General features: G+C 72.5%; 18 protein-coding genes and 1 pseudogene. 3 read left to right on the top strand and 16 right to left on the bottom strand.

The features are described from left to right. The 9 genes and pseudogenes from ACXJKB_RS21595 to ACXJKB_RS21555 form a co-directional block, all read right to left on the bottom strand. Positions 1 to 212 (bottom strand): annotated as a pseudogene (locus tag ACXJKB_RS21595) (IS30 family transposase); the annotation flags it as partial. Positions 213 to 527: 315 nt separating this feature from the next. Further along, complete coding sequence (locus tag ACXJKB_RS21590; RefSeq protein ID WP_457192092.1) at positions 528 to 3767, bottom strand: UvrD-helicase domain-containing protein; 3240 nt, start codon at positions 3765 to 3767, stop codon at positions 528 to 530. Further along, the gene (locus ACXJKB_RS21585; protein WP_457192090.1) at positions 3764 to 6997 is read right to left on the bottom strand and encodes an ATP-dependent helicase; all 3234 of its coding nucleotides are present in this window, start codon (positions 6995 to 6997) and stop codon (positions 3764 to 3766) included. The genes ACXJKB_RS21590 and ACXJKB_RS21585 overlap by 4 nt, the downstream gene beginning before the upstream one ends. A 65-nt stretch (positions 6998 to 7062) precedes the next feature. Continuing rightward, entirely contained in the window at positions 7063 to 8169 is a 1107-nt protein-coding gene (gene bar / locus ACXJKB_RS21580) for a barbiturase (RefSeq protein ID WP_457192088.1), read from the bottom strand. Positions 8170 to 8195: 26 nt separating this feature from the next. Further along, a complete protein-coding gene (locus ACXJKB_RS21575) occupies positions 8196 to 9131 on the bottom strand; it encodes a carbamate kinase (RefSeq protein WP_457192086.1) in 936 nt (311 codons plus the stop codon). Between the two features lie 95 nt (positions 9132 to 9226). Beyond that, positions 9227 to 9505, bottom strand: a complete 279-nt coding sequence (locus ACXJKB_RS21570; protein ID WP_457192084.1) for a hypothetical protein — start codon at positions 9503 to 9505, stop codon at positions 9227 to 9229. Between the two features lie 48 nt (positions 9506 to 9553). Next, positions 9554 to 10846, bottom strand: a complete 1293-nt coding sequence (locus tag ACXJKB_RS21565; RefSeq protein WP_457192082.1) for an ArsB/NhaD family transporter — start codon at positions 10844 to 10846, stop codon at positions 9554 to 9556. Further along, positions 10843 to 11328, bottom strand: a complete 486-nt coding sequence (locus ACXJKB_RS21560) for a TrkA C-terminal domain-containing protein (RefSeq protein ID WP_457192080.1) — start codon at positions 11326 to 11328, stop codon at positions 10843 to 10845. The genes ACXJKB_RS21565 and ACXJKB_RS21560 overlap by 4 nt, the downstream gene beginning before the upstream one ends. Then, complete coding sequence (locus ACXJKB_RS21555; RefSeq protein ID WP_457192078.1) at positions 11325 to 11873, bottom strand: SPFH domain-containing protein; 549 nt, start codon at positions 11871 to 11873, stop codon at positions 11325 to 11327. Before ACXJKB_RS21555 ends, ACXJKB_RS21560 begins: the two co-directional genes overlap by 4 nt. Positions 11874 to 11958: 85 nt before the next feature. Between ACXJKB_RS21555 and ACXJKB_RS21550 the strand changes: the two genes are divergently transcribed. Continuing rightward, positions 11959 to 12936 carry a sensor histidine kinase gene (locus ACXJKB_RS21550; RefSeq protein ID WP_457192076.1) on the top strand — a complete coding sequence of 326 codons (978 nt, stop codon included), beginning with the start codon at positions 11959 to 11961 and terminating at the stop codon, positions 12934 to 12936. Next, on the top strand, positions 12933 to 13577 hold the full coding sequence (locus tag ACXJKB_RS21545) for a response regulator (protein WP_457192074.1): 645 nt from the start codon (positions 12933 to 12935) through the stop codon (positions 13575 to 13577). Before ACXJKB_RS21550 ends, ACXJKB_RS21545 begins: the two co-directional genes overlap by 4 nt. A gap of 9 nt (positions 13578 to 13586) precedes the next feature. Here the strand turns inward: ACXJKB_RS21545 and ACXJKB_RS21540 are convergent, their stop codons facing one another. Genes ACXJKB_RS21540 through ACXJKB_RS21515 form a run of 6 tightly spaced genes read right to left on the bottom strand, consistent with a single transcriptional unit; the run spans position 13587 to position 20993 of the window. After that, positions 13587 to 14354 carry a class I SAM-dependent methyltransferase gene (locus tag ACXJKB_RS21540; RefSeq protein WP_457192072.1) on the bottom strand — a complete coding sequence of 256 codons (768 nt, stop codon included), beginning with the start codon at positions 14352 to 14354 and terminating at the stop codon, positions 13587 to 13589. Further along, complete coding sequence (locus ACXJKB_RS21535) at positions 14351 to 15673, bottom strand: lanthionine synthetase LanC family protein (RefSeq protein WP_457192070.1); 1323 nt, start codon at positions 15671 to 15673, stop codon at positions 14351 to 14353. The genes ACXJKB_RS21540 and ACXJKB_RS21535 overlap by 4 nt, the downstream gene beginning before the upstream one ends. 17 nt (positions 15674 to 15690) lie before the next feature. After that, positions 15691 to 16170 (bottom strand): group II truncated hemoglobin, encoded by a 480-nt coding sequence (locus ACXJKB_RS21530; RefSeq protein WP_457192068.1) that lies wholly within the window; start codon positions 16168 to 16170, stop codon positions 15691 to 15693. Positions 16171 to 16225: 55 nt separating this feature from the next. Next, positions 16226 to 16900, bottom strand: a complete 675-nt coding sequence (locus ACXJKB_RS21525) for an SDR family oxidoreductase (RefSeq protein ID WP_457192066.1) — start codon at positions 16898 to 16900, stop codon at positions 16226 to 16228. Positions 16901 to 16911: 11 nt separating this feature from the next. Next, positions 16912 to 18909, bottom strand: a complete 1998-nt coding sequence (locus ACXJKB_RS21520; RefSeq protein WP_457192064.1) for a hydantoinase B/oxoprolinase family protein — start codon at positions 18907 to 18909, stop codon at positions 16912 to 16914. Then, positions 18906 to 20993, bottom strand: coding sequence for a hydantoinase/oxoprolinase family protein (locus tag ACXJKB_RS21515; RefSeq protein ID WP_457192062.1), 2088 nt, complete (start codon positions 20991 to 20993; stop codon positions 18906 to 18908). Before ACXJKB_RS21515 ends, ACXJKB_RS21520 begins: the two co-directional genes overlap by 4 nt. Before the next feature lie 193 nt (positions 20994 to 21186). On the opposite strand from ACXJKB_RS21515, the gene ACXJKB_RS21510 reads away from it, so the two are divergent. Continuing rightward, positions 21187 to 23121: a TolB family protein gene (locus tag ACXJKB_RS21510; RefSeq protein ID WP_457192060.1), complete on the top strand. Its 1935-nt coding sequence runs from the start codon at positions 21187 to 21189 to the stop codon at positions 23119 to 23121. Between the two features lie 350 nt (positions 23122 to 23471). On the opposite strand, the gene ACXJKB_RS21505 is transcribed toward ACXJKB_RS21510, so the two are convergent. Next, a partial coding sequence (locus tag ACXJKB_RS21505; protein ID WP_457192058.1) for an ATP-binding protein occupies positions 23472 to 25562 on the bottom strand: 2091 nt, incomplete at its 5' end.

Genomic DNA, 25562 nt, shown 5'->3' with positions numbered 1-25562 from the left:
GCATGGAGCACCGCGATCTCTTCACGCTGTTCGAAACTCAGACGCGGCCTGAGTCTCGCCGGCGGATCGCACGGGGGCATCACCCCACCACGCTCGCGGTACCAATCCATCCCCGCGAACCGCGACGCGCCAACCCTCTGCGCCGCCTCCGCGACCGTCAGCCCCCCGCGTACAAGACCCCAGAACTCACGACGAACCTGCTGCGGAAACACCCGCCGAGCCGCCATCACAAACACCCCTTCATCACAAGGTGTTGCATCCAGACCTTGAACCCAAGGGGCTGGAATGTGGGTGGGACACCGCTGGTTCGCGTGTCGGCGTACGACGCGCCGGGCGGCGGTGGGTGAGCCACCTTCCTCCGGGCTGGAATGGGTGGGACACCGCTCCCCCGCTTGTCGGCGTACGCCGCGCCGGACGGCGGTGGGTGAGCCACCTTCCTCCGGGCTGGAAGGTGGGTGAGACACCGCTGGCGGTGCGTGAGGAGGGTTCTCGGCGCGCGAAACCCGCCCTGGCACCGATCGGGCGGGTCAGACCTCAGCGAGCAGCTTCTCGAGGGCGCCCCGGTCGGGGAGGTCGGTCGGCTCGATGGTGCGACCGGAGCGGACGTAGTGGAACGCCGCCCGGACGCGCTCGAGGGGCGTGCCGGTGAGCTCGGACCAGGCGAGGCGGTAGAGGGCGAGCTGGAGCGGGTCGGCGGTCTCGTTGCGGTTGGTCTTCCAGTCGACGACGAGGAAGTCGGCGGCCGAGTCGGAGGGCTCGGCGTAGACCGCGTCGATCCGGCCGCGGACGACCTGGCCTGCGAGGACGAGGGCGAACGGCGCCTCGACGGCGTGGGGGGCGCGGTCGCCGAAGGGACCGTCCTCGAAGCGCTTGACCACCTCGCCGAGGTCGGCCTCGTCGTCGATGCCGGCGTCGGCGCGGCCGGGCAGCTCGTCGGGCTCGATGAGGGCCTGCTGGCCGAACCGGTCCTCGACCCACGCGTGGAAGGCGGTGCCGAACCGCGCCGCGGGCGCCGGCGGTCGCGGCATCGGCCGGGCGAGCTCGCGGGCGAACGTCTCGGGGTCGTCGCGCAGCCGCGCCATCGAGGTGGCGGACAGGCTGCTCGGCAGCGGCAGGTCGATCGACGTCGACCGCTCCGCGCGTGCCTCCCTGATCAGCTGGACGAGGTCGTCGTCCCACTCGGCGACCCGGGCGGCCTCGACCATGTCGAGGCCCTCGTCGGGAGCGGTGCGATCGATCGTGCGGACCAGCTCGGCGGCCGCGATCCGGCGGGCCGCCTCCTCCCCCGGGCCCGGCACCGGCCAGGGGCGGGACGGGTCGACGTCGTCGTTGGGGTTGGGCGACTTGGGGGCGGGCTTCTCGATCCAGTGCTCGACGCGCTCGCCCCACTCCTCGAGCTGGTCGCGGACCACGCGCTGGTAGTCCGAGGGCCCGAAGGGCGTCGCGCGCTGGCCCCAGACGTAGGACGTGACGGCGAGGTGGTGGGCAGCGCGGGTGTAGGCGACGTAGCCCAGGCGCAGCTCCTCCTCGGCGTCGTGGGCCTTGGTCGCCGCGCGGTAGGCGTCGAGCGCGGCCTTGTCGTGCCCGGCGAGCTGCGGCTGGTCGGCGCGGTCGCCCCGCAGCGGCGCGGGGAGCACGGCTGGAGAGGATGTCCAGAGGGTGCGGGAACGGTTGCTCGGGAAACGGGTCTCCCCCACCCCGACGCAGAAGACCGACGACCACTCGAGGCCCTTGGCGCGGTGGACCGTCAGCAGCTTGACCGAGTCGGCCGCGGTCGGGGTGGCGACGTCGAGGCCGTTGCCCTGGTCGTCCTCCGCGGTGAGGTAGGCCAGCAGCGCCGGCAACGTCACGTCGCCGTCGACGGACTGGAACTCGGCCACGGCCTTCACGAACAGGTCGAGGTTGTCGCGACGCGCGGAGGCCGCTGGCGAGGTGGCCGAGGCGAGCTCGACGTCGACGCCGGTCGTGTCGATGATCCGGCGCACCACGTCGAGCAGCGGGTCGCCGACGTGGGCGCGCAGCCGGCGCAGCTCGGTGGCGAGCAGCGCGAACCGGCCGAGCGCCTCGGACGAGTACGACGCCTCGCCGGGCGCCTCGATGGCGTCGCTGAGCGCGGGCAGCTCGGAGGCGTCGATGCCGTCGGCGATCTGGAGCAGCTGGTCGGCGACCGTCGCGGCCTCCTTGCGACCGCGGACGCCGGCGATCTCCGCGGCCCGCAGGGCGAGCAGCCGCAGGTCGCGGGGGCCGATCGCCCAGCGCGGACCGGTGAGCAGGGTGAGCATCGACGTGTTGGCGGTGACGTCGTGCAGCAGGGTCAGCGTCGCCACGACTTCCGCGACCTCCGGGAGCCGGACCAGACCCGAGAGGCCGACGATCTCGACCGGGATGCCCGCGGAGGTGAGGGTGTCGTAGACCTCCTCTGCCTGGGCGTTGTCACGGCTGAGCACGCCGATGTCGGACCAGGCCTTCCCGGTGCCGTGGGCCTGCTTGACGGCGCCGGCCAGCCAGTCGAGCTCGTCGAGCGCCCGCTCGTGGACGTGGGTCTCGACGAGTCCCTCCCCCGCGATCGCGGACGCGCGCAGCCGGGCGACCTTGTCGCCGTAGGCCTCGAGCAGCGGGGCGGCGAGCCGGTTGGCGACCTCGAGGATCCTCCGGTCGGAGCGACGGTTGACGGTCAGCGGGAGCCGGCCGGGCTCGCCGTCGGTGGCGGGGAAGGTGTCGGCGAAGTTCAGGATGTTGGACACCGAGGCGCCCCGCCAGCCGTAGATCGCCTGGTTGGGGTCGCCGACGGCCATGACCGGGTGGCCGAGCCCGTGGTCGTCGTCGGGGCCGGAGAACAGCCGGGCCAGCATCGTGGCCTGCGCGACGGAGGTGTCCTGGTACTCGTCGAGCAGCACCACCTTGAACCGCGCCCGCTCGAGCTCGCCCACCTCGGGCTGGTCGTCGACCAGTCGTGCGGCGAGGGCGATCTGGTCGCCGAAGTCCATCAGGCCGAGGTCGGCCTTGAGGGTGCGGTAGCCGCGGACGAGCTGGAGCAGCTCGGCCCGCCGGTCGATGGCGTTGACCGCCTTGGCGGGCGGCTCGAGGTAGGTCTTGCGGGCCTTGCCCGCCTGCTCCTCCGCGATCGCCCGCTCGAAGCCGCGGCGGGCCTCCTCGTCCGTGCGGCGTACGTCGTCCTCGTCGACGAGGTGCTCGCTCATCGCGCCGTCGAGGGCGAGGAGGTTCTGGATGGCGGTCGCGGGATGATCGGTCAGCAGCTCGATGTGGCCCGTGAACCGCTCGATGACGCGGGCGCCGAGCTGGTAGCGCGAGGCGTCGGAGACGACCCGGGTGTCGGGCTCGTGACCGATGCGGAGGCCGTGGTCGGTGAGGAGGTTGGCGGCGTAGGCGTGGTAGGTCGCGACGGTCGGCTCGAGGACGTCCTCCCCCTCGACGACGACCGAGCGGTCGAGGAGCCCGGCGGCGCCGAGGGCGGCGGTGACGCGCTGCCGCAGCTCGGCGGCGGCCTTGGTGGTGAAGGTCAGGCCGAGCACCTCCTCGGGACGGACCTTGCCGGTCGCGACCAGCCACACCACGCGCTGCGCCATGAGGGTGGTCTTTCCGCTGCCGGCGCCGGCGACCACGACGGTCGGTCGCAGCGGTGCGGTGATCGCGGCCCACTGCTCGTCGCTCGCGGCGTGCTCGGCCTTCATCAGGACCCGGAGGTCCTCGGCGGTGTCGAGACGGATCGGCGTGAACGCGCGCTCGGTCTGCGTCGGCTCGCTCACTGGACGGTCACGCTCCCTGCGCCCTTGGCCGGGCAGATGGCGACGAACGGGCAGTCGCGGCAGTGCGGGCCGGCCGTCGCGGGGAAGTTCTCGGCGCGCACCAGGGCGGCCGCGCGGGCGAGCCCCTGGCGGAGGACCGTGCGCTCGGCACCGTCCGGGTCGTGGGCCGGCTGGCCCTGGACCTTGGCGCTCGGGGAGTCGTCGTCGATGCCGAGCTGAACGAGCTCGGCGCCGCCGGACGCCATGGCGCGACCGGCCGCCTCGTCGAGGGCGCCCGCGTCGACGGCGTACTGGTAGAGCGCGAGCTGGAGGTTGCCCGCGACGGACGGCCCGGACGGCGCGGCCTTGGCGCTCTTGAAGTCGACGACGACCACCCGGCCGGAGTCGTCGATCTCGAGCCGGTCGGCGAAGCCGGTGAGCATGACGGGGCGGCCGTCGACGTCGACGACGCTCTGGAAGCGCTGCTCGGCGCCGAGGACCTCGCGCGGGTTGTCGAGGTGCCACTGGACGAAGCGGCCCACGGCCTTGCGGATCCGGGCCAGCTCGCGCTGGCGCGACCACGGCGTGCGGAAGGCGAGCCGGTCCCAGACCGCCTCGACCTCGGCCATCATCGGGTCGACCTCGGCCGGCAGCTCGCCGACGGCCACGCGCTCGGCGAGGGCGTGCAGGATCTGGCCGAGGTTGGCGGACTGGTGCACGGCCGAGACGCCCCCGGCCTCGCGCTCGAAGAACCACTGCGCGGGGCAGAGCAGGATCGAGTCGAGCATGCTGGCGGAGACCGGGACCGGCCGCTCGGGGTCGCGGATCGGCTCGATCGAGCGGGTCGCGCTGCGGGTGCCCCACCAGGTCGACKGGTCGGCGGTCGGCACGAGCTGGCGACCGTCGACCTCCTCGGCCGCGAGCGCCGCCAGGCGGCGGGCGGCGGCCTCGCGGAGCGCAGGCGACACGGAGGGGTCGGCGGCGTGGCGACGCAGCTCGGCCACGAGCCCGCCGAGCGACAACGGACGCGCCGGCCGGCCGTCATGGTGCTCGATGGTCACGCCGAGCTCCTCCAGGAAGCGCGAGGGCTGCTCGCCGTCGTCGTCGGGCGACTTCACTGCGCTCACCACCAGTCGTCGGCGGGCCCGGGTGCACGCGACGTAGAACAGGCGGCGCTCCTCCATCAGGAGCGCGCGTGCGGTGACCGGCGGGACGAGGTCGGGGTGGCCGGACGCGTCGACGCCGATCCGGTCGGCGCCGAGCAGCGTGGTGCGGCGGCGCAGGTCGGGCCAGCCCTCCTGCTGGACGTGGGCGACGACGACCAGGTCCCACTCGAGGCCCTTGGATCGGTGGGCGGTGAGCAGCCGGACCGCCTTGCCGCGGGCGCCCTGCTCCGCGAGCGTGTCGGCGGGCAGCTGCTGCTCGACCAGGTTGGCGAAGAACGCCTTGACGCCGATGTGCTCACGCTGGTCGACCACGCGTGAGGCGAGCTCGAAGAGCGCGACGATCGCGTCGAGGTCGCGGTGCGCCCGGCGGGCACCCGCTCCGCCGAGGTCGACCTGGCGACGCAACCGCTGTGGCCAGGACGTCTCCGACCAGAAGTGCCACAGCACGTCCTCGACGCTCGACCTGTCGGCGAGCATCCGGGCCCCCGCGTGCAGCAGCGCGGCCAGGGCAGCGGCGCGCTCGACGTCGTGACCGTCGAGGCCCTCGAGGAAGCCCTCCTCGACCACGGCGAGCCGCAGGAACTCGCGGCTCGTGCGCCGGGCCGTGGCGTCTGCCAGCTCCTTCTCGCGGGTGCGGAGCCGGCGGACGAGCGCGCGGAGGTCGGAGGCGTCGAGCCCGCCGAGCGGCGAGAGGAGGAGCGACTCGATGCGCCCGGGGTCGAGGAAGTCGGGCGAGTCGGGGTCGTCGTTGTCGAGGTTGACCACCGCGCGCAGCGCGCCGAGGAGCGGCAGCACGGCCGGGTCGTGGACGAGTGGCAGGTCGTCGGACGCCACCTCGACGGGCACGCCGGCACCGGCCAGCGCCCGCCGCAGCGGGGGGATGCTGGTGCGGCCGGAGCGGACCAGCACCGCCATCCGGTCCCAGGCGATGCCGTCCTCGAGGTGCGCCCGGCGCAGCAGGTCGGCCAGCCGCTCGGCCTCGGCCCGCTCGGTGTCGTAGGTGACGACCTCGACCCGGCCGTCGCCCTGCGGCCCCGGCACGGCCTCGGGTGACAGGAAGGCCTCGCGCGCCTCGGCGGAGATGCTGCCGGTGAGGGTCAGCCGGCCGGCGACGCGGCCGGCGCCGAGCAGGATGCGCGGCCCGAACCGGCGGGTGCGCCGGAGCACGACGACCGGGGCGGGCGAGCCGCTCGAGGTCGCGAAGCTGCCCGGGAAGTCGAGGATGCCGCGCACGTCGGCGCCGCGGAACCCGTAGATCGACTGGTGCGGATCCCCCACCACGGTGAGGTTGCGACCGTCACCGGCGATGGCGCGCAGCAGTGCGACCTGGCCCGGGTCGGTGTCCTGGTACTCGTCCACGAAGACGTGCGCGTAGCGTGCCCGGAGCTCGTCGCGGTGCGCCTCGGCCTCGATGACCGCGCGCCGGATCAGGTCGGCGTAGTCGGTGGCGCCGAGGTTGTCGAGCACCGTCAGGTATTGCTCGAGGAACAGCCCGGCCGCGATCAGCTCGGGCAGGTCGTGCTCGATGCCGAGAGCGCGCAGGCCGGCGGGGTCGAGCCCCTTCTCGCGCGCCCGGGCAAGCACCGCCTGCACCTCGCGCACGAAGCCGCGGGTGCCGGCCGCCCGGCGCAGCTGCTCGGGCCACACGACCGACTCGGGGTTGTCGCGGAGCAGCTCGCGCAGCACCACGTCGGCCTCGGGAGCCGAGAGCAGCCGGATCGCCCCCTCGTAGAGCTCGGCCGGGGCGTACTTGCGGACCAGCGCGTAGGCGAAGGAGTGGAACGTCGAGCACGCGGCGGCCGACGTCGTGCGCGCCACGCGAGCGGTGACCCGGTCACGCAGCTGCTCGGCGGCCTTGCGGGAGAAGGTGAGGGCGAGGACGGAGTCGGGCGTGGCGCCTCGGTGCTCGATCCGGTCGACGATCGCCTCGACGAGCGTCGTGGTCTTGCCGGTGCCGGGACCGGCGAGGACGAGGAGCGGGCCACCCTCGTGGTCGACCACGCGCTGCTGGTGCTCGTCGAGCTCGGGCACCACGACCTCGCGGTCGGGCCGGACGAGCCGGTAGCGGGTGGTCGGGGCGTTCACGAGTACACCCCATCACGCGGGACCGACAGTGTCCTGCCGGCCCCGCGGAGGGTGTGGACGAAACCTCAGCCCAGGTCGACGATCGCGGCGACCGGGCCGCCACCCTCGGGGCCCTGGTGGGCGGCGGAGACCGACACGAAGACCGCCGGGTCGCCGGTGACGGCGGCGGTGACGCCGCCGACGCACGCCTTGATCTGGCGGTGCCAGTGCACGTCGGAGTCGTCGAGCATCGCGTTGCGGCGCCCACGGACCATGCCGTCCTGGCTGGCCTCGCACTTGAGGAAGACGTTGACCAGCTTGCCGTCGAGGTCGCTGGTGCGCGGGCGCTCGGGCAGGTCGAGGCCGGCGGTCCGGATCGCGTCCCAGATGCCATCGGCGTCCAGGGCGTCCTTCATCACCGAGTGACCGATGCGGTAGCGGCCGCCGACGCCCTTGGCGTTGCCGACGACGACGATCTGCGCCTGGTCGAGCTCGACGCCCGAGGAGCAGGAGGCGACCGAGGAGTAGAGCTCGCGGCTGTGCATCACGTCGGCGTCGGTGGGCATCTCGATCTCGCCGAGGGCGACGGCGATGCCGAGGCCGGTGACGCCGTTGGAGAGGTCCATCGACTCGTGAGTGTGCTCGGTCCACACCTTCTTGCCGCGGGCCTTGGCGTCGCGGATGGTGTGGATGGTCAGCAGCGGGGTCTTGGTCTGCACGTAGTGCACGTCGGCGGGGTCGGTGATCCCGGCACGCTCCATGGCGACCTTCACGCCGGCCGCGACCTTCTCGATCATCGCGGTGTAGCCGATCTCCTCGGGCAGGATCGCCTCGCTCATCGCGAAGCCCGCGGTCAGCCGCATCTCCTCGCGCGACGGGTCGTCCTCGGGGACGTCGGTGGTGGCGAAGATCGTGGCGTGCGGGCTGATCACACCGTCGGTGCCGCCGGACCAGACGATCGGGATGCCCTTGACCTGCTCCGGGTCGGCGCCCTTGGCGACCAGCGCCTCGCGGAACGCGCGGTCGGCGATGATCCGGGTGTAGTCGTTGACGCCGCCGTTGCCCTCGGTCTTGCCGATGATCGCGAAGACCCGGTCGGCGGCGATGACGCCGTCGTCGACGAGCTTCGTCAGCTCGGAGGCGTCGGCCACGGAGTGGATGGGGACCTTGCGGACTTCGATGGCGCTGGGCATGTCAGCTGCTTCCTTCTCGGTGGGAGTTATCGGGGTACGACGACGGTGCCGGCGTCGCCGGCGACCGCCGCGGTGATCTGGTCGAGGCTGGTGATGACGCCGGTGCCGCCGGTGGTCTCGACGAAGCGGCAGACCGCGTCGACCTTGGGCCCCATCGAGCCGGACGCGAAGTGGCCGTCGGCGGCGTGGGCGCGCAGCTGCTCGACGGTGATCCGGCCCAGGGGCTCGGCGTCGGGCTCGCCCCAGCGGATCACGGCGTTGGGCACGTCGGTGGCGATGACGAGCACGTCGGCACCGGTGGTGCGGGCGAGCAGGGCTGCGCCGAGGTCCTTGTCGATGACGGCCTCGACACCGGCCAGCGAGCCGTCGGGACGGCGTACGTGCGGGATGCCGCCGCCACCGTTGGCGACGACGACGTAGCCGGCCTCGATCAGGGCGACCGCGGCCGGGGCGTCGAGGATCTCCTGCGGCTCGGGCGAGGCGACGACGCGGCGCCACCCCTTCTCGCCGCGGTCCTCCCATGTCTCGCCGTGGTCGACGAGCACCCGGGCCTCGGCCTCGGGCAGGTGGCGCCCGATCGGCTTGGTCGGACGGGTGAAGCCCTCGTCGGCGGCGTCCACCAGCGTGCGGGTGACGAGGGCGGCGCTGCGTCGGTCGATCCCCCGCGCGGCGAGCTCGTGGTCGAGCGCGTCCATCAGCACGAAGCCGAGCGTGGCCTGGGTCTGCGCGCCGCACCAGTCCAGCGGGACCGGGGGCACGACGCTCGCGGCGAGCTCGTTCTTGACGAGCAGGTTGCCGACCTGGGGGCCGTTGCCGTGGGTGATGACGACGTCGTGGTCGTGCTCGAGCAGACCGGCGACCGCGGCCATCGCGACCTGGGCCGCCTCGATCTGGTCCTCGGGGCGCGCCCGGCCGTCGGCGTTCGTCATCGCGTTGCCACCGAGTGCGAGCAGGACCCTCATGCGGCAACCGTAGTGATCTGGCGCACCCTCACCACCGGCAACAGATGTCAGGTGCGCGCGGGTTGCTGAGCAGATGTTGACAACGGCCGCCGCGATCAGCGCATGAGGTCGTCGTACTCCGCGTCGTGGGTCGCAGCCCCAGGCGCCTGGTCGTCGAGCGACTGCCGGTAGGCCACGCACCCGCGCATGAACCTCGGCCACGGCGGGACGGCGATCTCGGGGGCAACGCGCTCGGGGAGCGTGCCCCACAGGTCGGGGTGGTGCCAGCACAGGTCGTGCCCGGAGCTGTCCCGGTGTGTCCGGATCGCCGCCCGGAGCGCGAGCACCTCGGTGACCAGCTCCTCGCGACCCATCTGCGCGACGTCCTCGTCCATCGACCCAGTGTGCGCCGCGCTGCCGTGGCTGGCGAGGGGCTGCCGACGCTACGCCCAGGCGAAGTAGCGGAGGTAGACGTAGACCCAGGCGACCAGCAGCGTCGCGACGGTCACCACGACGCCGTACTTGGTGAAGCCCCAGAAGCTGATCGGCTCCCCCGCCTTGGCGGCGATGCCGAGCACGACGACGTTGGCGCCGGCCGCGACCGCGGTGGCGTTGCCGCCGAGGTCCGCGCCGAAGACGAAGGCCCACCACAGCGGGCTGTCCGCACCGGACGTCGCCGTCGTCGCGACCATGTCCTCGACGATCGGCACCGTGGCGGTCGTGTAGGGGATGTTGTCGACGAAGGCGCCGATCACGCCCGAACCGAAGAGCAGGGCCGTCGCGCCGAGCAGCTCGCGGTCGCCCATCGCCTCCGCCGCCCACTCGCCGATCGCACCGATGACGCCGACCTGCACCAGCGCGCCGACCAGCACGAACAGCGCCATGAAGAAGGCGAGGGTGTCCCACTCGACCTCCTCGAGGAACTCCTCGGGCTCGGTCCGCGAGACCAGCACCATGGCGCCTGCGCCCATCATCGCCACGACCGACGGGTCGAGGTGCAGCACGGTGTGCAGGCCGAACGCGATCATCACCAGGAACAGCACAACCAGGCACCGGCGCAGCATCCGGAGGTTGGTGATCGCCTCGGCCGGTCGCAGGTCGTCGAGCCCGTGGACGTCGACCTCGTGGTCGAGGTCCTTGCGGAAGAGCCAGCGCGCCATCACGACGAACAGCGCCAGCAGGATGATCGTCAGCGGCAGCGAGTGCACGAGGAAGTCGACGAAGCTCAGCCCGGCCCGGCTGCCGATGATGATGTTGGGCGGGTCGCCGATGAGGGTGGACATGCCGCCGATGTTGGAGGCCAGGATCAGCGAGATGAGGTACGGCGCGGGCGGTAGGCCGAGCCTCCGGCAGACCGACAGCGTGACCGGCGCGACGAGCAGCACGCACGTCACGTTGTCGAGGATCGGCGAGACGGCGGCAGTGATCAGCACCAGCAGCACGAGCAGCTTGTAGGGCTCCCCGCCGGAGCGCTGCGCCGCCCACAGCGCCAGGAACTCGAACAGCCCGGTCTGCTTGAGCACGCCGACGATGATCATCATCCCGAAGAGCAGGAAGATGACGTTCCAGTCGACGCCCGTGTGCTCCTCGAAGAAGGCCGTCCGGGCGTCGACGAGGCCGATGACGACCATGCCGGCCACGCCGCCGAGGGCGGCAGCGACGCGGTGGACACGCTCGGTCGCGATGAGGGCGTACGCGACGATGAAGACCGCCAGGGCGGCGGAGGTCAGGATCACGCGACCCGCCTGGGCACGCCGAAGGAGCGGGCCGAGCGCGCCGGGTCGTCCGTGTCCTCGGCCCAGCTGGCGAGCCGGCCGTAGCGGCTGACCGACCGCAGCCGCTCCTCCACCTGGGCGACCTGGCCGAGGGCGGCGACGACGAGGACCTGGTCGCCGGTGCGCAGGCCGGTGCGGGCGTCTGGGACGAGCACCTCCTTCCCGCGCGCGAGGATGGCGACGCCCGACCCGGGCGGAAGCCGCAGCTCGCCGACCTCGACGCCGGACAGCCGCGAGGCGGGCTCGACCTCGAAGCGCAGCAGGACCGCGTCGAGCCGGTCGAGGGTGGCGAAGCCGATCGACACCTTGTGCACGAAGCTGCCCTTCTCCTGCCAGCGCGGCTGGCGTCCGCGCCCGATCGCGAGCCCGACGGCGAAGCCGATCGCGGAGGCGATGAGGGCGACGGACACCGCCACCTCGAGGAGGTAGGGGGTGTCGCTCATGCTGCGCCGCCGGTGAGCCGGGCCTCGACCTCGGTGACCGCCAGGGCGGTGGCCGCGGTGCCGACCGGCAGCAGCCGGGTGAGCTGGCCGGGCCACCGCGTTTCGAGGGCCTCGAGGTCGTCGACGAGCGACTCCACCTCGAGCTGCTCGACGGCGCGGGCGACGGTGTCCTCGGCGAGCCGCGCGGCCTGCGCCGGCGGGACGTACGCCGTGCCCGGCTCGACGTCGCGCACCTGCACCGTCAGGTCGGCGAGGGCGACGACGTCGACGCCGTCGCTGGTCCGCGAGCGGATCACCAGCGGCACCACCCGCGGGTCGGTCGTCACGGTCTCGAACCGCTCGAGGCCCGGCCAGCGGGCGACGAAGCCGTTGCGCCGGACGCGCACGACCTCGCCCTGCCGGACCACGAGCACGAGCTCGCCGGGAGCCACACGGCGTACGCACGTCAGCGTGGCGAACAGCAGGCCCGGCCCGACGATCACCAGCCAGACCACCCACGCCGCGCCGGTCGGGTCGACGGCGGTGTTCTCGTCCGGTGGCGGCATGCCACGAAGTCTTCGCGGACCGGGTGGTCGCGACCATGGGTGCCTGACCCCATCTGGAACGGCTGGGGATGGGAGGGTTGGTGACATGCGTCTGCCCGGCCACCTCCCGCTGTTCTGGACGATCTGTCTGATCAACGGCGTCGTGCTCGTGGTCGCGGCGCTGCTGCTGCTCCTCTCCCCCGCCCGCGTCTCGGCCGACGCCGTGCCGTCGGAGTTCGTCGTGATCGGCGCCGGGCTGGTGGTGATGATCCTGACCAACGCTCTCCTCATCCGCTGGGCACTCGCGCCGCTGCACCGCCTCATCGCACGGCTCGAGGGCATCGAGCACCTGGAGCCGACCGAGCTCCCCGAGGAGGGGTCCGGCCCGGTCCTCGGCATCGCGCGCAGCGTCAACGGGCTCCTCGCCCGCCTCGCCGAGGAGCGCCGCACCGGGGACGCACGGGCGCTTGCCGCACAGGAGGCCGAGCGGCACCGCATCGCCCAGGAGCTGCACGACGAGGTCGGGCAGAGCCTGACGGTCGTCCTGCTGGGCCTCAAGCAGCTGGAGTCGCAGTCGCCGCCCGCGCTGGTGCCCGAGCTGGCGGCGGTCCGCGAGAGTGCCCGCGCCGGCCTCGACGACGTACGCCGGGTGGCGCGGCGGCTGCGGCCGGGAGTCCTGGAGGACCTCGGCCTGGCGAGCGCCCTGGCCGCGCTGGCGACCGAGTTCGCCGACCACAGCTCCGCGTCGGTGCGCCGCTCCTTCGCACCCGGCCTGCCGGCGCTGAGCCCGGAGGCCGAGGTGGTGGTCTACCGGGTGGCCCAGGAGGCGCTCACCAACGCCGCCCGGCACGCCGACGCCCGCTCCGTCGAGCTCTCAATGCAACGCCTCGGCGCCCACGTCGTGYTGGAGGTGCGCGACGACGGCCGCGGCTTCACCGGCCTCACCGAGGGGTCGGGGCTGATGGGGATGCGTGAGCGCGCCGCACTGGTCCGCGCCGAGCTGTCGGTGATCAGCCAGCCGCGCCACGGCACCACGGTGCGGCTCAAGGTGCCCGTCGACACGACCACGGAGGCGAACGCGTGATCCGGATCCTGCTGGCAGACGACCACACGCTCGTGCGCCGCGGCGTACGCCTCATCCTCGAGCAGGAGCCCGACCTGTCCGTCGTCGCCGAGGCGGCCGACGGCGCCGAGGCCGTCGAGCGGGTGCGCGACACCGAGGTCGACCTCGTCGTGCTCGACATCGCGATGCCCCGGATGACCGGGCTGCAGGCGGCCGCCGAGATCGCGCAGCGCCGCAAGCCTCCCAAGATCCTCATGCTGTCGATGCACGACAACGAGCAGTACTTCTTCGGCGCCCTCAAGGCCGGCGCGAGCGGGTACGTCCTCAAGTCCGTCGCCGACGAGGACCTCGTCGGCGCCTGCCGGGCGGCGATGCGCGGCGAGACCTTCCTCTACCCCGGCGCCGAGAGCACGCTCGTGCGCGACTACCTCGACCGGATGCGTCGCGGCGAGCGGGTGCCGACGTCGGTGCTCACCGCACGCGAGGACCAGGTGATCAAGCTGATCGCCGAGGGCCGCTCGTCGCGCGAGATCGCCAAGGACCTGCACATCGCGCTCAAGACCGTCGAGGGGCACCGCGCCAACATCCTCGGCAAGCTCGGGATGCGCGACCGGGTCGAGCTGACGCGCTACGCGATCCGGGCCGGGCTCATCGAGCCTTAGGACCGGCGGTCAGGCGTCGCTGGCGAGCCGGGCGAGGTGAAGGGTGATGTCGCCGACCACGTCGACCTGCTCGGGAAGGACGTCGTGGATCCGCTGCATCACGATGCCGCGGACGGCGGGGTCGAGCCCGAGGTAGGCCGACACCGTCGACAGCAGGCCCACGAAGTCGGCAGCAGGAACTGTGCTCCGGCGCTCGACGAGGACCTGACGGACGTCGTCGAACCACTCGGACGCCTCCAGCTCGGATCCGGGCCACTGCATGAGGCTGTCCGCGGGAGTGCCGTCCGGTGGCGGCACCTCGTCGTCGGCGAGGTACGGCTCGCGTGCGCTGCACAACGCCTCCTCCAGGGCCGGATCGGCCAGGCGCACCGGTCCCCCGAACGATGCGAACACCCCGCCCGGCACGAGCAGCGAGGCGACGCGCTCCCAGCGGCCCTCGGGCCGGGTCCAGTGCAGGGAAGCAGCCGCGTAGACGAGGTCGTACCGCGTGGTCATCGGCACGTCCTCGAACGTCGCCCGCACGGTGCGCACCGAATCGGGGACGTGCCTCCCGAGCACGGCGAGCATCGCAGCGTCGGGCTCGGTTGCCGTCACCGCGATGTCGCGCGCCGCGAACACGCGCGTGGCCTTGCCCGTCCCCGCACCGATCTCCAACGCACTCGCGACGGCACGCCCGGCGTACGCCAGGACCTCGTCGACCACCGCGGCGGGGTAGGCGGGGCGGAACCGCTCGTAGTCCGACGCCGCGGACCCGAAGATCAGGGCACGTGAGCTCACGGCAGGTTCCACCAGGTGTCGAGGCGCGCGACCGCGGGCGTCGTACGTCCCTCGCGCAGGACGCGGGCGAGCCGCATGAGGTACGCCGCGATGCCGGCCGCACCCTGCATCCAGCCGACGCCGGGCGGGAGCAGGGGGTCGTCGTTGCGGTGCTCGGTGAAGCGCCAGCAGGCGCGGTCACCGTCCACGACCGCGCGGTCCACGAGGGCGTCGCCGAGCACCTGCGCGAAGGCGACGTCGTCGTCGACCCCGAGCCGCTGCCAGGCGTCGAGGAACACCTCGCCCACGCCGGCGGTGCCGCAGCAGCGGCCGTCGTTGTCCCAGAAGCCCGGGTGGCGGCGCTCGGGGATGCCCGAGGTGCGGATCGCATGCAGGCAGCGGCGGTGCCACTGCGCCGGCGTCTCCCCCGCGACCGCAGCGACTCCGGCGTGCTCCAGCGCGGTGAACAGCAGCGAGGTGCCGGTCGGGCCGTGGCACCAGCTGTAGGTCACCTCGTCCATGTCGGGTTCCGGCGGGATCACGTGGGGTGCCACGAATCCGCCGTCGCTCGTGTCACCGAGGGTGACGAGGTGCTCCGCGCCGCTGCGCGCCGCGTCCACCAGGACCGGCCGGTCGAGCTCGACGCCGGCAACGGCGAGGGAGGCCGCGATCCCGGCGAGCCCGTGCGACCAGTTGGGCATCTGCCGGTCCCCGCGCTCGGCCCGCACCTGCTCCGTGTAGCGCCACGGCACGAAGGGCCAGTTGGTCCCGGCCTCGGTCGGCTCCGCCTCCGCCAGCAGGAGGTCGGCCGTGCGGTGGGCCAGCTCGGCCGCGCCCGGGGTGCCGTGCCGGTGCGCCCACACCGCGCCGAGGAGGTTGCCCGCCGTGCCCAGGGTGACGTCGTTGATGCGGGTGTGCGGGGGGAACCGCGGGGGCGCCATCCACGGCTGCTCCCAGCCGTCGTCGGTGGCGAGCTCGGCCAGCCGGGCGATCGCCTCCCCGTGCCCCTCGGCCCCCAGCGCGCTGAGCACCCCGAGGTCGCTGACCAGGCCGTCGAAGTAGGAGTACGTCTCCGTGGTCGGGAGTCCGCGTCGGACGCGGTCGACGATCCCGTCGGCCAGCGCCTGCTCCTCCTCGGTCCACGCCCTGGTCTCGCGGACCTCCGCCAGCACGTGGGCGAGCCCGCCGATGCCGCTGTGCATGCCGTCGCGCTCCTCGGGCGGGCCGCCGTCGTGAGGCACGGACTCGGGGATCCAGGGCCCGTCGTCCCACCGCACCTGGTCCAGCACCCACCGCCAGGCCGCCTCACCGAGGTCGGCGTACGTGTCGTGCGAGGCCATCCGGCGCTCCTCCCCGTTCATCCCTGGTAGGGCGGCGCGACGCCCCAGCCCCACCGCGGTGTGGGCGCCTGCTCCACGACCTGCGCTCCCGGCCGGGAGTTCTCCATCGCCAGCCGGGTGCCCCACTCGAGGTAGCCGATGATCGCCGCGCGGAACTCCGGGTCGGCCGGGAGGTCCGCGTCGTCGGCGGCAAGGCTCATCGTGGCGGCGAAGCGGTGCCGCTGCGCCGGGGTGATGTCGAGCCCCACGTGGTGGCGGAGCATCGACTCGTAGCCGCCGTGCCGATCGGTGTAGGTCGTCGGGCCGCCGAGCACCTCGGCCCACCAGTCGGTGACGTGCTCCCGGTGCCGTTGCGAGACCCCTCCGGGGAAGAAGCCGGCCAAGGCGTCGTCTGCCTCGACGCGGTCGTAGAAGGAGTCGATCATCCGGCGCAGCGGGTCGAGGCCGCCCGCCCACTCGTACAGCGTCGGCAGCCCCGGCTCGTCCACTCCACCCATGCAGGCATTCCACCGCACGGGACGCGCGGCCGCACCTGCAATTGCGCGCGGCTGGTCAGCGCCGCCGCACCAGCGCGTCCAGCACGTGCGTGCCCACGGGCAGCCCGTGGTCGTCGTAGTAGGCGAACATCGCCGACAGCCAGGAGTGGGCGCCGGGGTCGGCGACCCGACGCACCGGGACACCCGCCTCGTCGGCGAGCTCACGGACGGTCGCGACGCGCGTCGCGAGCTCGTACGTCGCTCCCCCGTGGCCGGGCTCGGTCAGGACGACGGCCGCGGCGCGACCGAGGTCGGCGAGGTCGAGGAAGCCGAACCGGACGTCGGGCGAGTAGGGCAGGTCGACCGGACCGGTGAGGTCGAGGTTCTGCAGGTAGGCGCCGGGCTGGAGGATCGTCCACCCGAGCCCGCTGCGCCGGACCAGGTCCTCGCTGACCGCCTTGCCGACGTGGTGCGGCATCGCGGGCGCGTAGGGCGAGGCGACCGAGTGGTAGACCACCTGCTCGACCCCGGCGCCGGCCAGCGCGGCCAGCGCGGAGGCGACGTAGGCCGGCTCGTCGGGGTGCAGGTTGGGCGCGATGACGTACGCCGCCTCGCAGCCGGCCACCGCCGACGCGAGGTCCGGCCAGTCGGCACGCCCCAACGGGCGGGCGTCGACGCGGCGGTCGGCCAGCGCCGAGCACACCGCGCGCCCGGTCTTGCCGTGCCCGCCGAGGACCGCGACGCGCGCCACCATCAGCCCCGTCAGACCCGGTCGACCTCGGCGAAGGCCGCGCCGTCGGCCAGCGAGGCGTAGCCCGGTCCACGGTCGAAGAACGCGTCGTCGTCCTTGCTCCAGGCGGCCCGACCCGCGCGCTCGGCAGACGTGGCCGCGTCGTCGAAGCCCAGGGTCCCGTCGTCGGGGGAGCCGGTCAGCACCACGCCGTAGTCGCGCAGCGCGGCCTCGGCCGACACCTTGCGCCAGACCACGTCGCGAACGACGGACTCCGGGTCGCGGGCGAGCGGGTCACCCCAGCCGCCGCCACCCGTCGTCCGGATCCGGACGAGCTGGCCGGCCTTGATCTCCTCGGCGTCGGCGAGGGCGTCGACCTCGCGCTCGTCGGGGCCGCCGGGGTCGATGACGACCTGGAACGGCATGCCGGCCTTGCCGCCGCGCACGCCCCAGCAGGCCAGGATCGAGCGGTCGGCGATGGACATGAAGTGCGCGTCCTTGAGCATCCGGATGTGCTTCTCGTAGCCGAGGCCGCCACGGAACTCCCCCGCGCCGCCGGAGTCCTGGGCCAGGCCGAGGCGCTCGACGATGAACGGGAAGCGCGACTCGGTGAACTCGGTCGGCAGGTTGCGGGAGTCGGGCACGACGTGGATGGTGTCCTCGCCGTCGGCGTAGTAGCGACCGCCGGAGCCGCCGCCGAGCACCTCGCGCATGAGGTAGTCGTTGCCGTCGAGGTCCTTGCCGTAGACGCCGGTGTAGCGGATCGTCTCCTGGTCGGCGGGCATCTTGCCGTCGACGGCCTTGGCCACGACGCCGGCGAGCACGCCGAGCAGCCGCAGGATCACGAAGGTGCGGGCGTTGGTCGGGCCGGGGTGGATCGGCGTGAGCAGGGTGCCCTTCTCGGGGAAGCGCATCTCGATCAGCGGCACGATGCCCTCGTTGACGTCGAGCTCGGCCATCCGCTCCGGGGTGTCGGCGAGGTTGCGCAGGATCGGCGCGAGCCACTTCTTGAGGAAGTTGCCGCCGACGTAGTCGCCGCAGTGGTTGATCGGGCCCTTCGCCTGGGCGCTGGTGCCGGTGAAGTCGATGATCAGCCGCGGCCCGGCGGGCCGGCCGTTCTCCGGGTCGGCGGGGGCGTCGCTGACCTTGGTCAGGGTGATCCGCTGGGTGTGCAGCTGCGGCTCGTCGACGCCGTCGTGCTCGGCGTAGTCCTCCCAGACGTAGGTGCCGTCGGGGATCTTGGACAGGATCTCGCGGCGGTAGGTCTCGGTCGTCGTGTCGAGGATCGCGTCGAAGGACGTCTCGATCGCGTCGCGGCCGTAGCGCTCGAACAGCTCGCCGAGCCGGCGCGCGCCCATCAGGCAGGCGGAGCACTCGGCGTCGAGGTCGGCGGCGAGGCTGTCGGGCATCCGCGAATTGCGGGTCATGATCCGCAGCGCCGACTTGTTGGGCACGCCGGCGTCCCACAGCTTGATCGGCGGGACGGCCAGCCCCTCTTCGTAGACGGTGGTCGCGTTGCTGGGCATCGAGCCCGGGACGGCACCGCCGATGTCGTCGTGGTGGCCGAAGGCCTGCACGAACGCGACGACCTCGCCCTCGTGGAAGACCGGCACGGTGACGCACAGGTCGGGCAGGTGGCCGATGCCGCCCTCGGACTCGTAGACGTCGTTGTGGAAGAAGACGTCGCCCTCGCGCATCTCCTCGATCGGGTAGTCGCGCACGATCGGGTGCACGAGCGCGCTGTAGGAGCGGCCGGTCAGCTTGCGCAGCTGGCGGTCGTGGATGCCCGCGCGGAAGTCGTGGGCGTCGCGGATCATCGGCGAGCGGCTGGTGCGACCGATCGCGGTCTCCACCTCCATCTCGACGCTGGCGAGCGTGCCCTGGACGATCTCGACCAGGATCGGGTCGACGCTCGACCCCTCGGCCGTCAGGCGGCCGCCGTGCTCGTAGGCGGTCGGCAGGCCGGCCGGGTTCACCGGCTTCGCGGTGACGTAGGCCGGGTCCACTGCGCGGGTGCTGACGTCGGTCATCGGGCCGACTCCTTCCGGATCACGAGGTTGGCCCAGTCGTCGACCACGACCTCGAAGCCGGGGTGGACGGGGATGGTCGAGCCGAACTCCTCGACGATGGCCGGTCCGCTGAAGGTGTCGCCGGCGCCGAGGTCGGCGCGCCAGACGACCGGGGTGTCGATGTAGCCCTGCTCGGCGTCGAAGCAGACCTCGCGCCGGCTGCGGACAGCGCGCTCGAGGACGTCGCCCTCGGCCTTGTCGAGGGTGGGGATCTCGGGACGGGTGATCGGGCCGATGCCGGTCACGCGGAGGTTGACCCACTCGACCTGCTGGTCGCGGTCGCCGCGGAAGTCGTATCCGTAGAGCTGGTGGTGCTCGCTGTGGAACGTCTCGGCCACCTGCTCGACGTACGCCTCGTCGACGGCGCCCTCCGGCGCGGCCACCCGCACCTCGAAGGCCTGCCCGACGTAGCGCACGTCGATGGTGCGCTGGAAGCGGTGCTGGTCGGCGGTGAAGCCCTCCTTGGCGAGCGCCTCCCGGGCCCGGTCGGTGAGGTCGTCAAGGATCGACTGGACGGCCGCGTGGTCGAGCGCCGACTCCTTGGCGACGTGGGTCTGGACATAGTCGTTCTTCACGTCGACCGTCAGCAGGCCGAAGGCGCTCACGTTGCCCGGGTTGGGGGGTACGACGACGCCGGCGAGGTCGAGGATGTCCACGAGCCGGCAGGCCAGCAGCGAGCCGGAGCCGCCGAAGGTGGTCAGCATGAAGTCGCGGACGTCGAGGCCGCGCTTGACGCTGACCTGCCGCAGGGCGTTGGCCTGGTTCCAGGCCGAGATCTCGAGGATGCCGGTGGCGCAGCGCTCGAAGTCGAGACCGAGCTGCTCGGCGAGGTCGGCGATGCCCGTCCGGGCCGCCTCCACGTCGAGCGGGATCTCGCCGCCGAGCAGGTGGGGAGGGATCCGGCCGAGGGTGACGTGGGCGTCGGTGATGGTCGGCTGGGTGCCGCCCTTGGCGTAGCAGAGCGGGCCCGGGTCGGCGCCGGCCGAGTGCGGGCCGACCTTGAGGGTGCCCTCGGGCGACAGCCAGGCGATCGAGCCGCCACCGGCGCCGACGGTCACGACGTCGATCATCGGGATCTTGCTCGGGTAGGCGCCGACGGTGCCCTCGGTGGTGAGGGTCGGCTCGCCGTCGAGGACGACGGACACGTCGGTCGACGTACCGCCGCCGTCGCAGGTGAGGATCTTCGGAAAGCCGGCGACCTTCGCGATGAGCGCGGCGCCCAGCGCGCCGGCCGCGGGGCCGGACAGCACCGTGGTGATCGGCTGGTGGACGACCTCGTCGGCCGACAGCACGCCGCCGTTGGACTTCATCACGTAGAACGGGATCTCGTTGCCGGTGAACCCGAGCAGCCGGTCGGAGATGTTGGTGACGTAGCGGCTGACGTTGGGCTTCACGGCCGCGTCGACGAGCGTGGTCATCGAGCGCTCGTACTCGCGGTACTCGCGCAGCACCTCGCTCGAGATGGAGACGATCGCGTCAGGGTGCTCGCGGCGCAGGATGTCGCGCATCCGCAGCTCGTGGGCGTCGTTGGCATAGGCGTGGATCAGGCAGACGCCGATGGTGGTGATGCCCTGGTCCTTGAACCAGCGGGCCGCCGCGACGGCCGCCTCCTCGTCGAAGGGACGGATCTCCGCACCGGTGAAGTCGAGACGACCACCCACCGTGCGCACGCGGTCCGCCGGGACGATGCGGTCGGGCTTGACCCAGAAGTAGGAGTTCCCGTAGCCGTCGGGCACCGACTGGCGGGCGATCTCGAGCATGAACTCGTAGCCCTCGGTGGTGATGAAGCCGAGCGCCTCGACCTTGCCCTCGAGCAGCTTGTTGGTCGCCACCGTCGTGCCGTGCGAGACGGCCGTGATGTCGCTGCCCCMGGCACCGACGATGTCGAGGATCTTCTCGATGCCGGCGATGAAGCCGTCTGCCGGGTTGCCCGGCGTGCTGGGTGTCTTCGTGGTGACCAGCTCACCCGAGTCCTCGTCGAAGGCGACCACGTCGGTGAACGTGCCCCCGGTGTCGATGCCGATCCTGATCCGCCGCGCGCTCATGGGGACGATTCAACCGATCCGGCCGTCGTGGTGGCCACGGCAGAGTTTGCCGACGGAAGGGCAGATCGTTGGCAGAAGTGACCACCCGCCGCACCCGGTGAGAAGGAGACCTTCGACCGGTCCCATCAGTCCACCAGTTTTGGGCATGACGCCCGACAACCGGTGGGCCTACCGTGCGAAAGGAGGCTTGCCGATGAACCGCAGCAGACATCTCGCAGCCGGAGTCATCGGGGTGCTCCTGACCGCAACACTTGTCACCACGCCCGCCGAGGCGACCTGGCCCGGGCCGAACGGGATGATCAGCTACGTCGGTGGCCTGGGCGGGAACTCGCCGGACCACCAGGTGTACGTGATCAACCCCGACGGCAGTGGACGCCACCGCCTCACGAACGTGGGCGGCAATGGGATCTTCCACCCCGAGTGGTCGCCCGACGGCAACCGCCTCGTGGCATGGGAGCAGGAGCAGTTCGGGCAATCCGGCACGACCGTGGTGCTGAACGCCGACGGCACGGGGCGCACCGTCGTGTCGACCGAAGCGGTCAAGGCGTCGTGGTCACGGGACGGGTCGAAGCTCGTCTACGTGACACCCATCGGCCCCGTGGGTCCGTTCAGCGGCTTCGAGCAGGTCATGACGATCGCTCCCAACGGCACCGGACGCACCCAGCTGACGAGCATCCCCACCTTCAAGTGGATCGCCCGGTGGTCGCCGACCGACGCGAAGATCGCGTTCGGTTCGTCCCACAACACGTCCTCACCGGACCCGGATGACTATCCCGGCGGGATCTCGGTCATCGACGCGGACGGCACCGACAGGGTCAAGGTGGTCGATGTCAACGGTTACGTGGACCAGCTCGACTGGTCGCCCGACGGCACGAGGGTTGCGTTCATCGCCCAGCCGTGCACCCTCGTCCCGGTCGTGGCAGGGCCCGTGCCGCTGGACTGCGAGCACGGCTTCGGCGGTCCGGGCCCCGAGTACCACCCGAACCTCTACGTCGTGACCCTTGCGACTGGTGTCGTCACTGCGATCACCCAGGACCGTCGAGGATGGACCAGCGTGGCCTGGTCGCCGGACGGCACGAAGCTTGCCGCCACCGTCAACGTGGGCGCATCGGGCGATCCGGCTGTGGTCACGCTGCCCGCTGGAGGCGGGGCGTTCACGACGGTGATCGAGCCGGGCAACATCGACGTGTGCACCGACGAGGGGTGTGCCGAGGTGCCTGAAGCCGTCTCGTCCGTCGACTGGCAGCCGTGCACCACCGGGACATCGTCCTGCAGGGCGGTGACGTCGGTCGACGTCTCCACCGACCTCGACGGTCCGACTGCGTCCCCTCCACTGGAAGACCTGTCCTACGAGGCGCGACTGAGCAACAGCGGTCCGGACGCGGCACCAGCGGCCACACTGAGGCTCGACTGGTCCGGTGGCGCCACCTTCCGGTCGGTGACGGCACAGGTGCCGTGCACCCTGGGAGTCAGCTCGCTCGTCTGCTCCGCTGGTTCCCTCGGCCGTGGGGTCGACCGCAACGTGACTCTGCATCTCGTGGCACCGACGGTCCCCACGACCGTGCACGTCACCGCGACGGCCGGCACGTCGGCGTCCGATGCCCTCCCTGGCAACGACGTCCGCAGCCTCGACACGCTCATCAGCAGCGATCCGGGAACGTCGACACCACCGCCGACGCCGACCACGCCGACCACGCCCCCGACCACCTCGCCAGCCATCGTCGACGGTGACGGCGACGGCATGCCCGACAGCAGGGACAACTGTCCCGCACGGAACAACCGCGACCAGAGCGACGTCGACGGTGACGGCCACGGCGATGCCTGCGACCCCGTGCACCACCGCACCGTGATGCTGACGATGCGCAAGCACCTGGTCGCCAAGGGAGCGCTGTCCGCCACGGGCAGTCCGTCCTGCGCCCGCGGCCAGCGAGTCGTCCTGCAACGACGCGCGGCATCGGCGTGGCGCCGGGTCGCTGCTGTCACGACCAGTCCGAACGGGCGCTTCCGCGCCTCGGTCGCGGACCGCGCGGGCACCTACCGCGTCACCGTCACAGCAAGCACCTTGGACGACGGCTGGACCTCGTGCGGCCGCGCGAGGTCGTCGACCGCGGGGCATCGACACAGGTGACGGCGCGGTGGCGCGCTCACAGGCGACAGAGGTGAAATAGGTGAAGGGCCCTCGCCGGTATGAGCGCCAAGGGCCCTTCTGGTGACCGGTCGTGGTGATGCTCCCGGTCGATCGCTCTCTCCGTCTCGTCCCAGCCACCTCATCACCTGGTGCCTGCGACGTTCCCCGGCGTACCGGTTCCCGTCGTGCGGACTCGTCTTCCAGAGCCATCCCGCCTCCCCTTGCGGGGCTGCGTAGGGAGAGTTCTATGCCCTGCGTCACACCGTCCGCAAGGCCTTCGGCGAGGCTTTTTCCACATACTCCGGGTTCCGGCGCGTCGTGCACAGCGAGGGCCTCGCCGTCCCCAGGTCTCAGCACTTCTCCACACGTTCGTGCACAGCTTCCTCCACACCGCCGTCGCCATCGAGGACACGGGCGAGGACCTGGTCGAGGGTCAGCTGCGCACCCTCGGCGCGCAGGTCCTCGAACCGCTCGTCACCCAGGGCGCTGCGGAGCGCGGCCACCACCCGGTCGTGCTCGGGCACGTCGCCCGGGTGGCGCCGGGCGCCGAGGACGCGCAGAGCCTCGTCGCCCGCGCCGACGAGCACCGCCCCCAGCTCCGGGCGACCCAGCGCGTGCTCGGGCCCGGCCAGCTGGGACACGGTCCACGCCGCCATCAGCCGCCGGCCCTGCGACCAGCAGATGCGCAGCGCCTGGTGGGTGAGCCGCCTGGCCTCCTCGTGGTCGCCGCGGTGGTCGGCCAGGTAGCTGAGGTTGGAGAGGAACACGCTGACGTACATCTCGTCGCCCAGGTCGCCGGAGATCTGGAGGCCCTCCTCGTAGGCCTCGCGGGCCTCCTCGTCGCGCCCGGCGACCCGCGTCAGCTCACCGCGGATGTTGAGCACCTGCGCGACGAGCGCGGGACTGCCGACGCCGCGCCCCAGCGCGAGCGCCTCGTCGTTCGTCCGCATGGCGAGCCCGGTCTGCTCGACGTCCGCGATGTACGTCGCCGAGGTGACGGCGAGCCCGTACGCCACGAGCCGGGTCTCCCCCAGCTCCCGGAACAGGACCGTCGCGCGCTCCCAGTGGGTGCGTGCCTCGGGACGGCTGGAGGGGAACGCCATGAACCCGGCCGCCAGGTGGATCCGTGCCGAGATGTAGGGGTCGAGCCGGTCCTCCACGGCAAGCATCTCGTCGATCCAGCGCAGCCCCTCGGCATGGTTGCCCTCGAGGAACCAGTAGGCGCCCAGCGCCGCGGTGATGCGCGCGGTCAGCGGCAGGTCGCCGGTGCGCGCCGCCCACGCGTGCGCCGCCCGCACCTCCTGCAGCATCTCGCTGATGTCGTCGAGCCAGCGGTAGGTCGCGTCGGTCCAGCGGCGCTCGTAGAGGTCGTCGAGCCAGGACGAGAAGTACGCCGCGTGGCCGGCCCGGGCGGCCTCACGGTCCCCGTCGACCAACCGGGCGGCGTGGTCCCGCACGAGCGCGAGCATCCCGAAGCGCGGCTCGTTGCGGTAGCCGGTCGTACGCCGCACCAGGCTGTGGTCCACCAGGACGCTGAGCGGGTCGACCACGTCGCCCTCGGCCCACACCGCCTCCACGGCCTCCAGCGGCACGGCCCCGTGGAACACCGTGAACAGCCCGAACAGGCGCTGCTCCGCCGGGCCGAGCAGCTGCAGGCTCCAGTCGATCGTCGCCGGGATGGTCTGTTGCCGGTCCGGCAGGTCGCGCCCCGCGCCGGCCGCCGATCCCAGGCGGCTGGTCAGCCGCTCGCGCAGCAGCGACGGGGAGAGCGTGCGCAGGTGTCCCCCGGCGATCTCGATCGCGAGCGGCAGGCCGTCCACTGCGCGGCAGATCGCCACGACGTCCGCGGTGTGGTGCGCCAGCTCGAAGTGCGGGTCGACGGCGGTGGCGACCTGGTCGAAGAGGGCGACGGCGTCCGCAAGGCCACCGGATCCCTCGCTGCTCTCGACGGCGAGGGGGTGCACCTCGTGGACGTGCTCACCGGCGACGCGCAGCCGCGCCCGGCTGGTCACCAACACCCTCAGGTCGGTGGACCACTGCAGCATGTCCGCCACGAGGTCGGCGGCCTCGACCACGTGCTCGAAGTTGTCGAGGACCAGCAGCAGGTCCTGGCGCTGGAGCGCCTCCTCGAGCATCTGCACCACGTTGGAGTTGTCGCCGGAGCGGATGCCGAGCTCGCTCACGGCCAGCTCGGCGACGAGCCCCGCGTCCGCGACCTTCGTGAGGTCGACGTAGCAGGTCCGTCGCGAGGTGGCCTCGCCCCAGGCGTGCGCCACCTCGGCCGCCAGCCGGGTCTTGCCGACCCCACCGATGCCGAGCAACGTCACCAGCCGGTGGTCCTCGAGCAGGGAGAGGACCGCGGCCACGTCGCCGTCGCGGCCCACCGTCGCAGTCGCGGGCCGCGGCACCCGGGTCGCGCTCGCACCCGGCGCCGCGGACAC

It is taken from the genome of Nocardioides sp. P5_E3 (genome assembly GCF_054049275.1).
The sequence above is the reverse complement of the archived record's forward strand: the minus strand, read 5'-3'. Positions and strand labels throughout refer to the sequence as shown.

Excerpts from the sequence above, each read along its gene's own strand:
- ACXJKB_RS21570 (WP_457192084.1), bottom strand. The coding sequence starts at position 9,505 with ATGGACGAGGACGTCGCGCAGATGGGTCGCGAGGAGCTGGTCACCGAG.
- ACXJKB_RS21555 (WP_457192078.1), bottom strand. The coding sequence starts at position 11,873 with ATGCCGCCACCGGACGAGAACACCGCCGTCGACCCGACCGGCGCGGCG.
- ACXJKB_RS21520 (WP_457192064.1), bottom strand. The coding sequence starts at position 18,909 with ATGACCGACGTCAGCACCCGCGCAGTGGACCCGGCCTACGTCACCGCG.
- bar (WP_457192088.1), bottom strand. The coding sequence starts at position 8,169 with ATGCCCAGCGCCATCGAAGTCCGCAAGGTCCCCATCCACTCCGTGGCC.
- ACXJKB_RS21575 (WP_457192086.1), bottom strand. The coding sequence starts at position 9,131 with ATGAGGGTCCTGCTCGCACTCGGTGGCAACGCGATGACGAACGCCGAC.
- ACXJKB_RS21535 (WP_457192070.1), bottom strand. The coding sequence starts at position 15,673 with ATGGCCTCGCACGACACGTACGCCGACCTCGGTGAGGCGGCCTGGCGG.
- ACXJKB_RS21560 (WP_457192080.1), bottom strand. The coding sequence starts at position 11,328 with ATGAGCGACACCCCCTACCTCCTCGAGGTGGCGGTGTCCGTCGCCCTC.
- ACXJKB_RS21510 (WP_457192060.1), top strand. The coding sequence starts at position 21,187 with ATGAACCGCAGCAGACATCTCGCAGCCGGAGTCATCGGGGTGCTCCTG.
- ACXJKB_RS21530 (WP_457192068.1), bottom strand. The coding sequence starts at position 16,170 with ATGGGTGGAGTGGACGAGCCGGGGCTGCCGACGCTGTACGAGTGGGCG.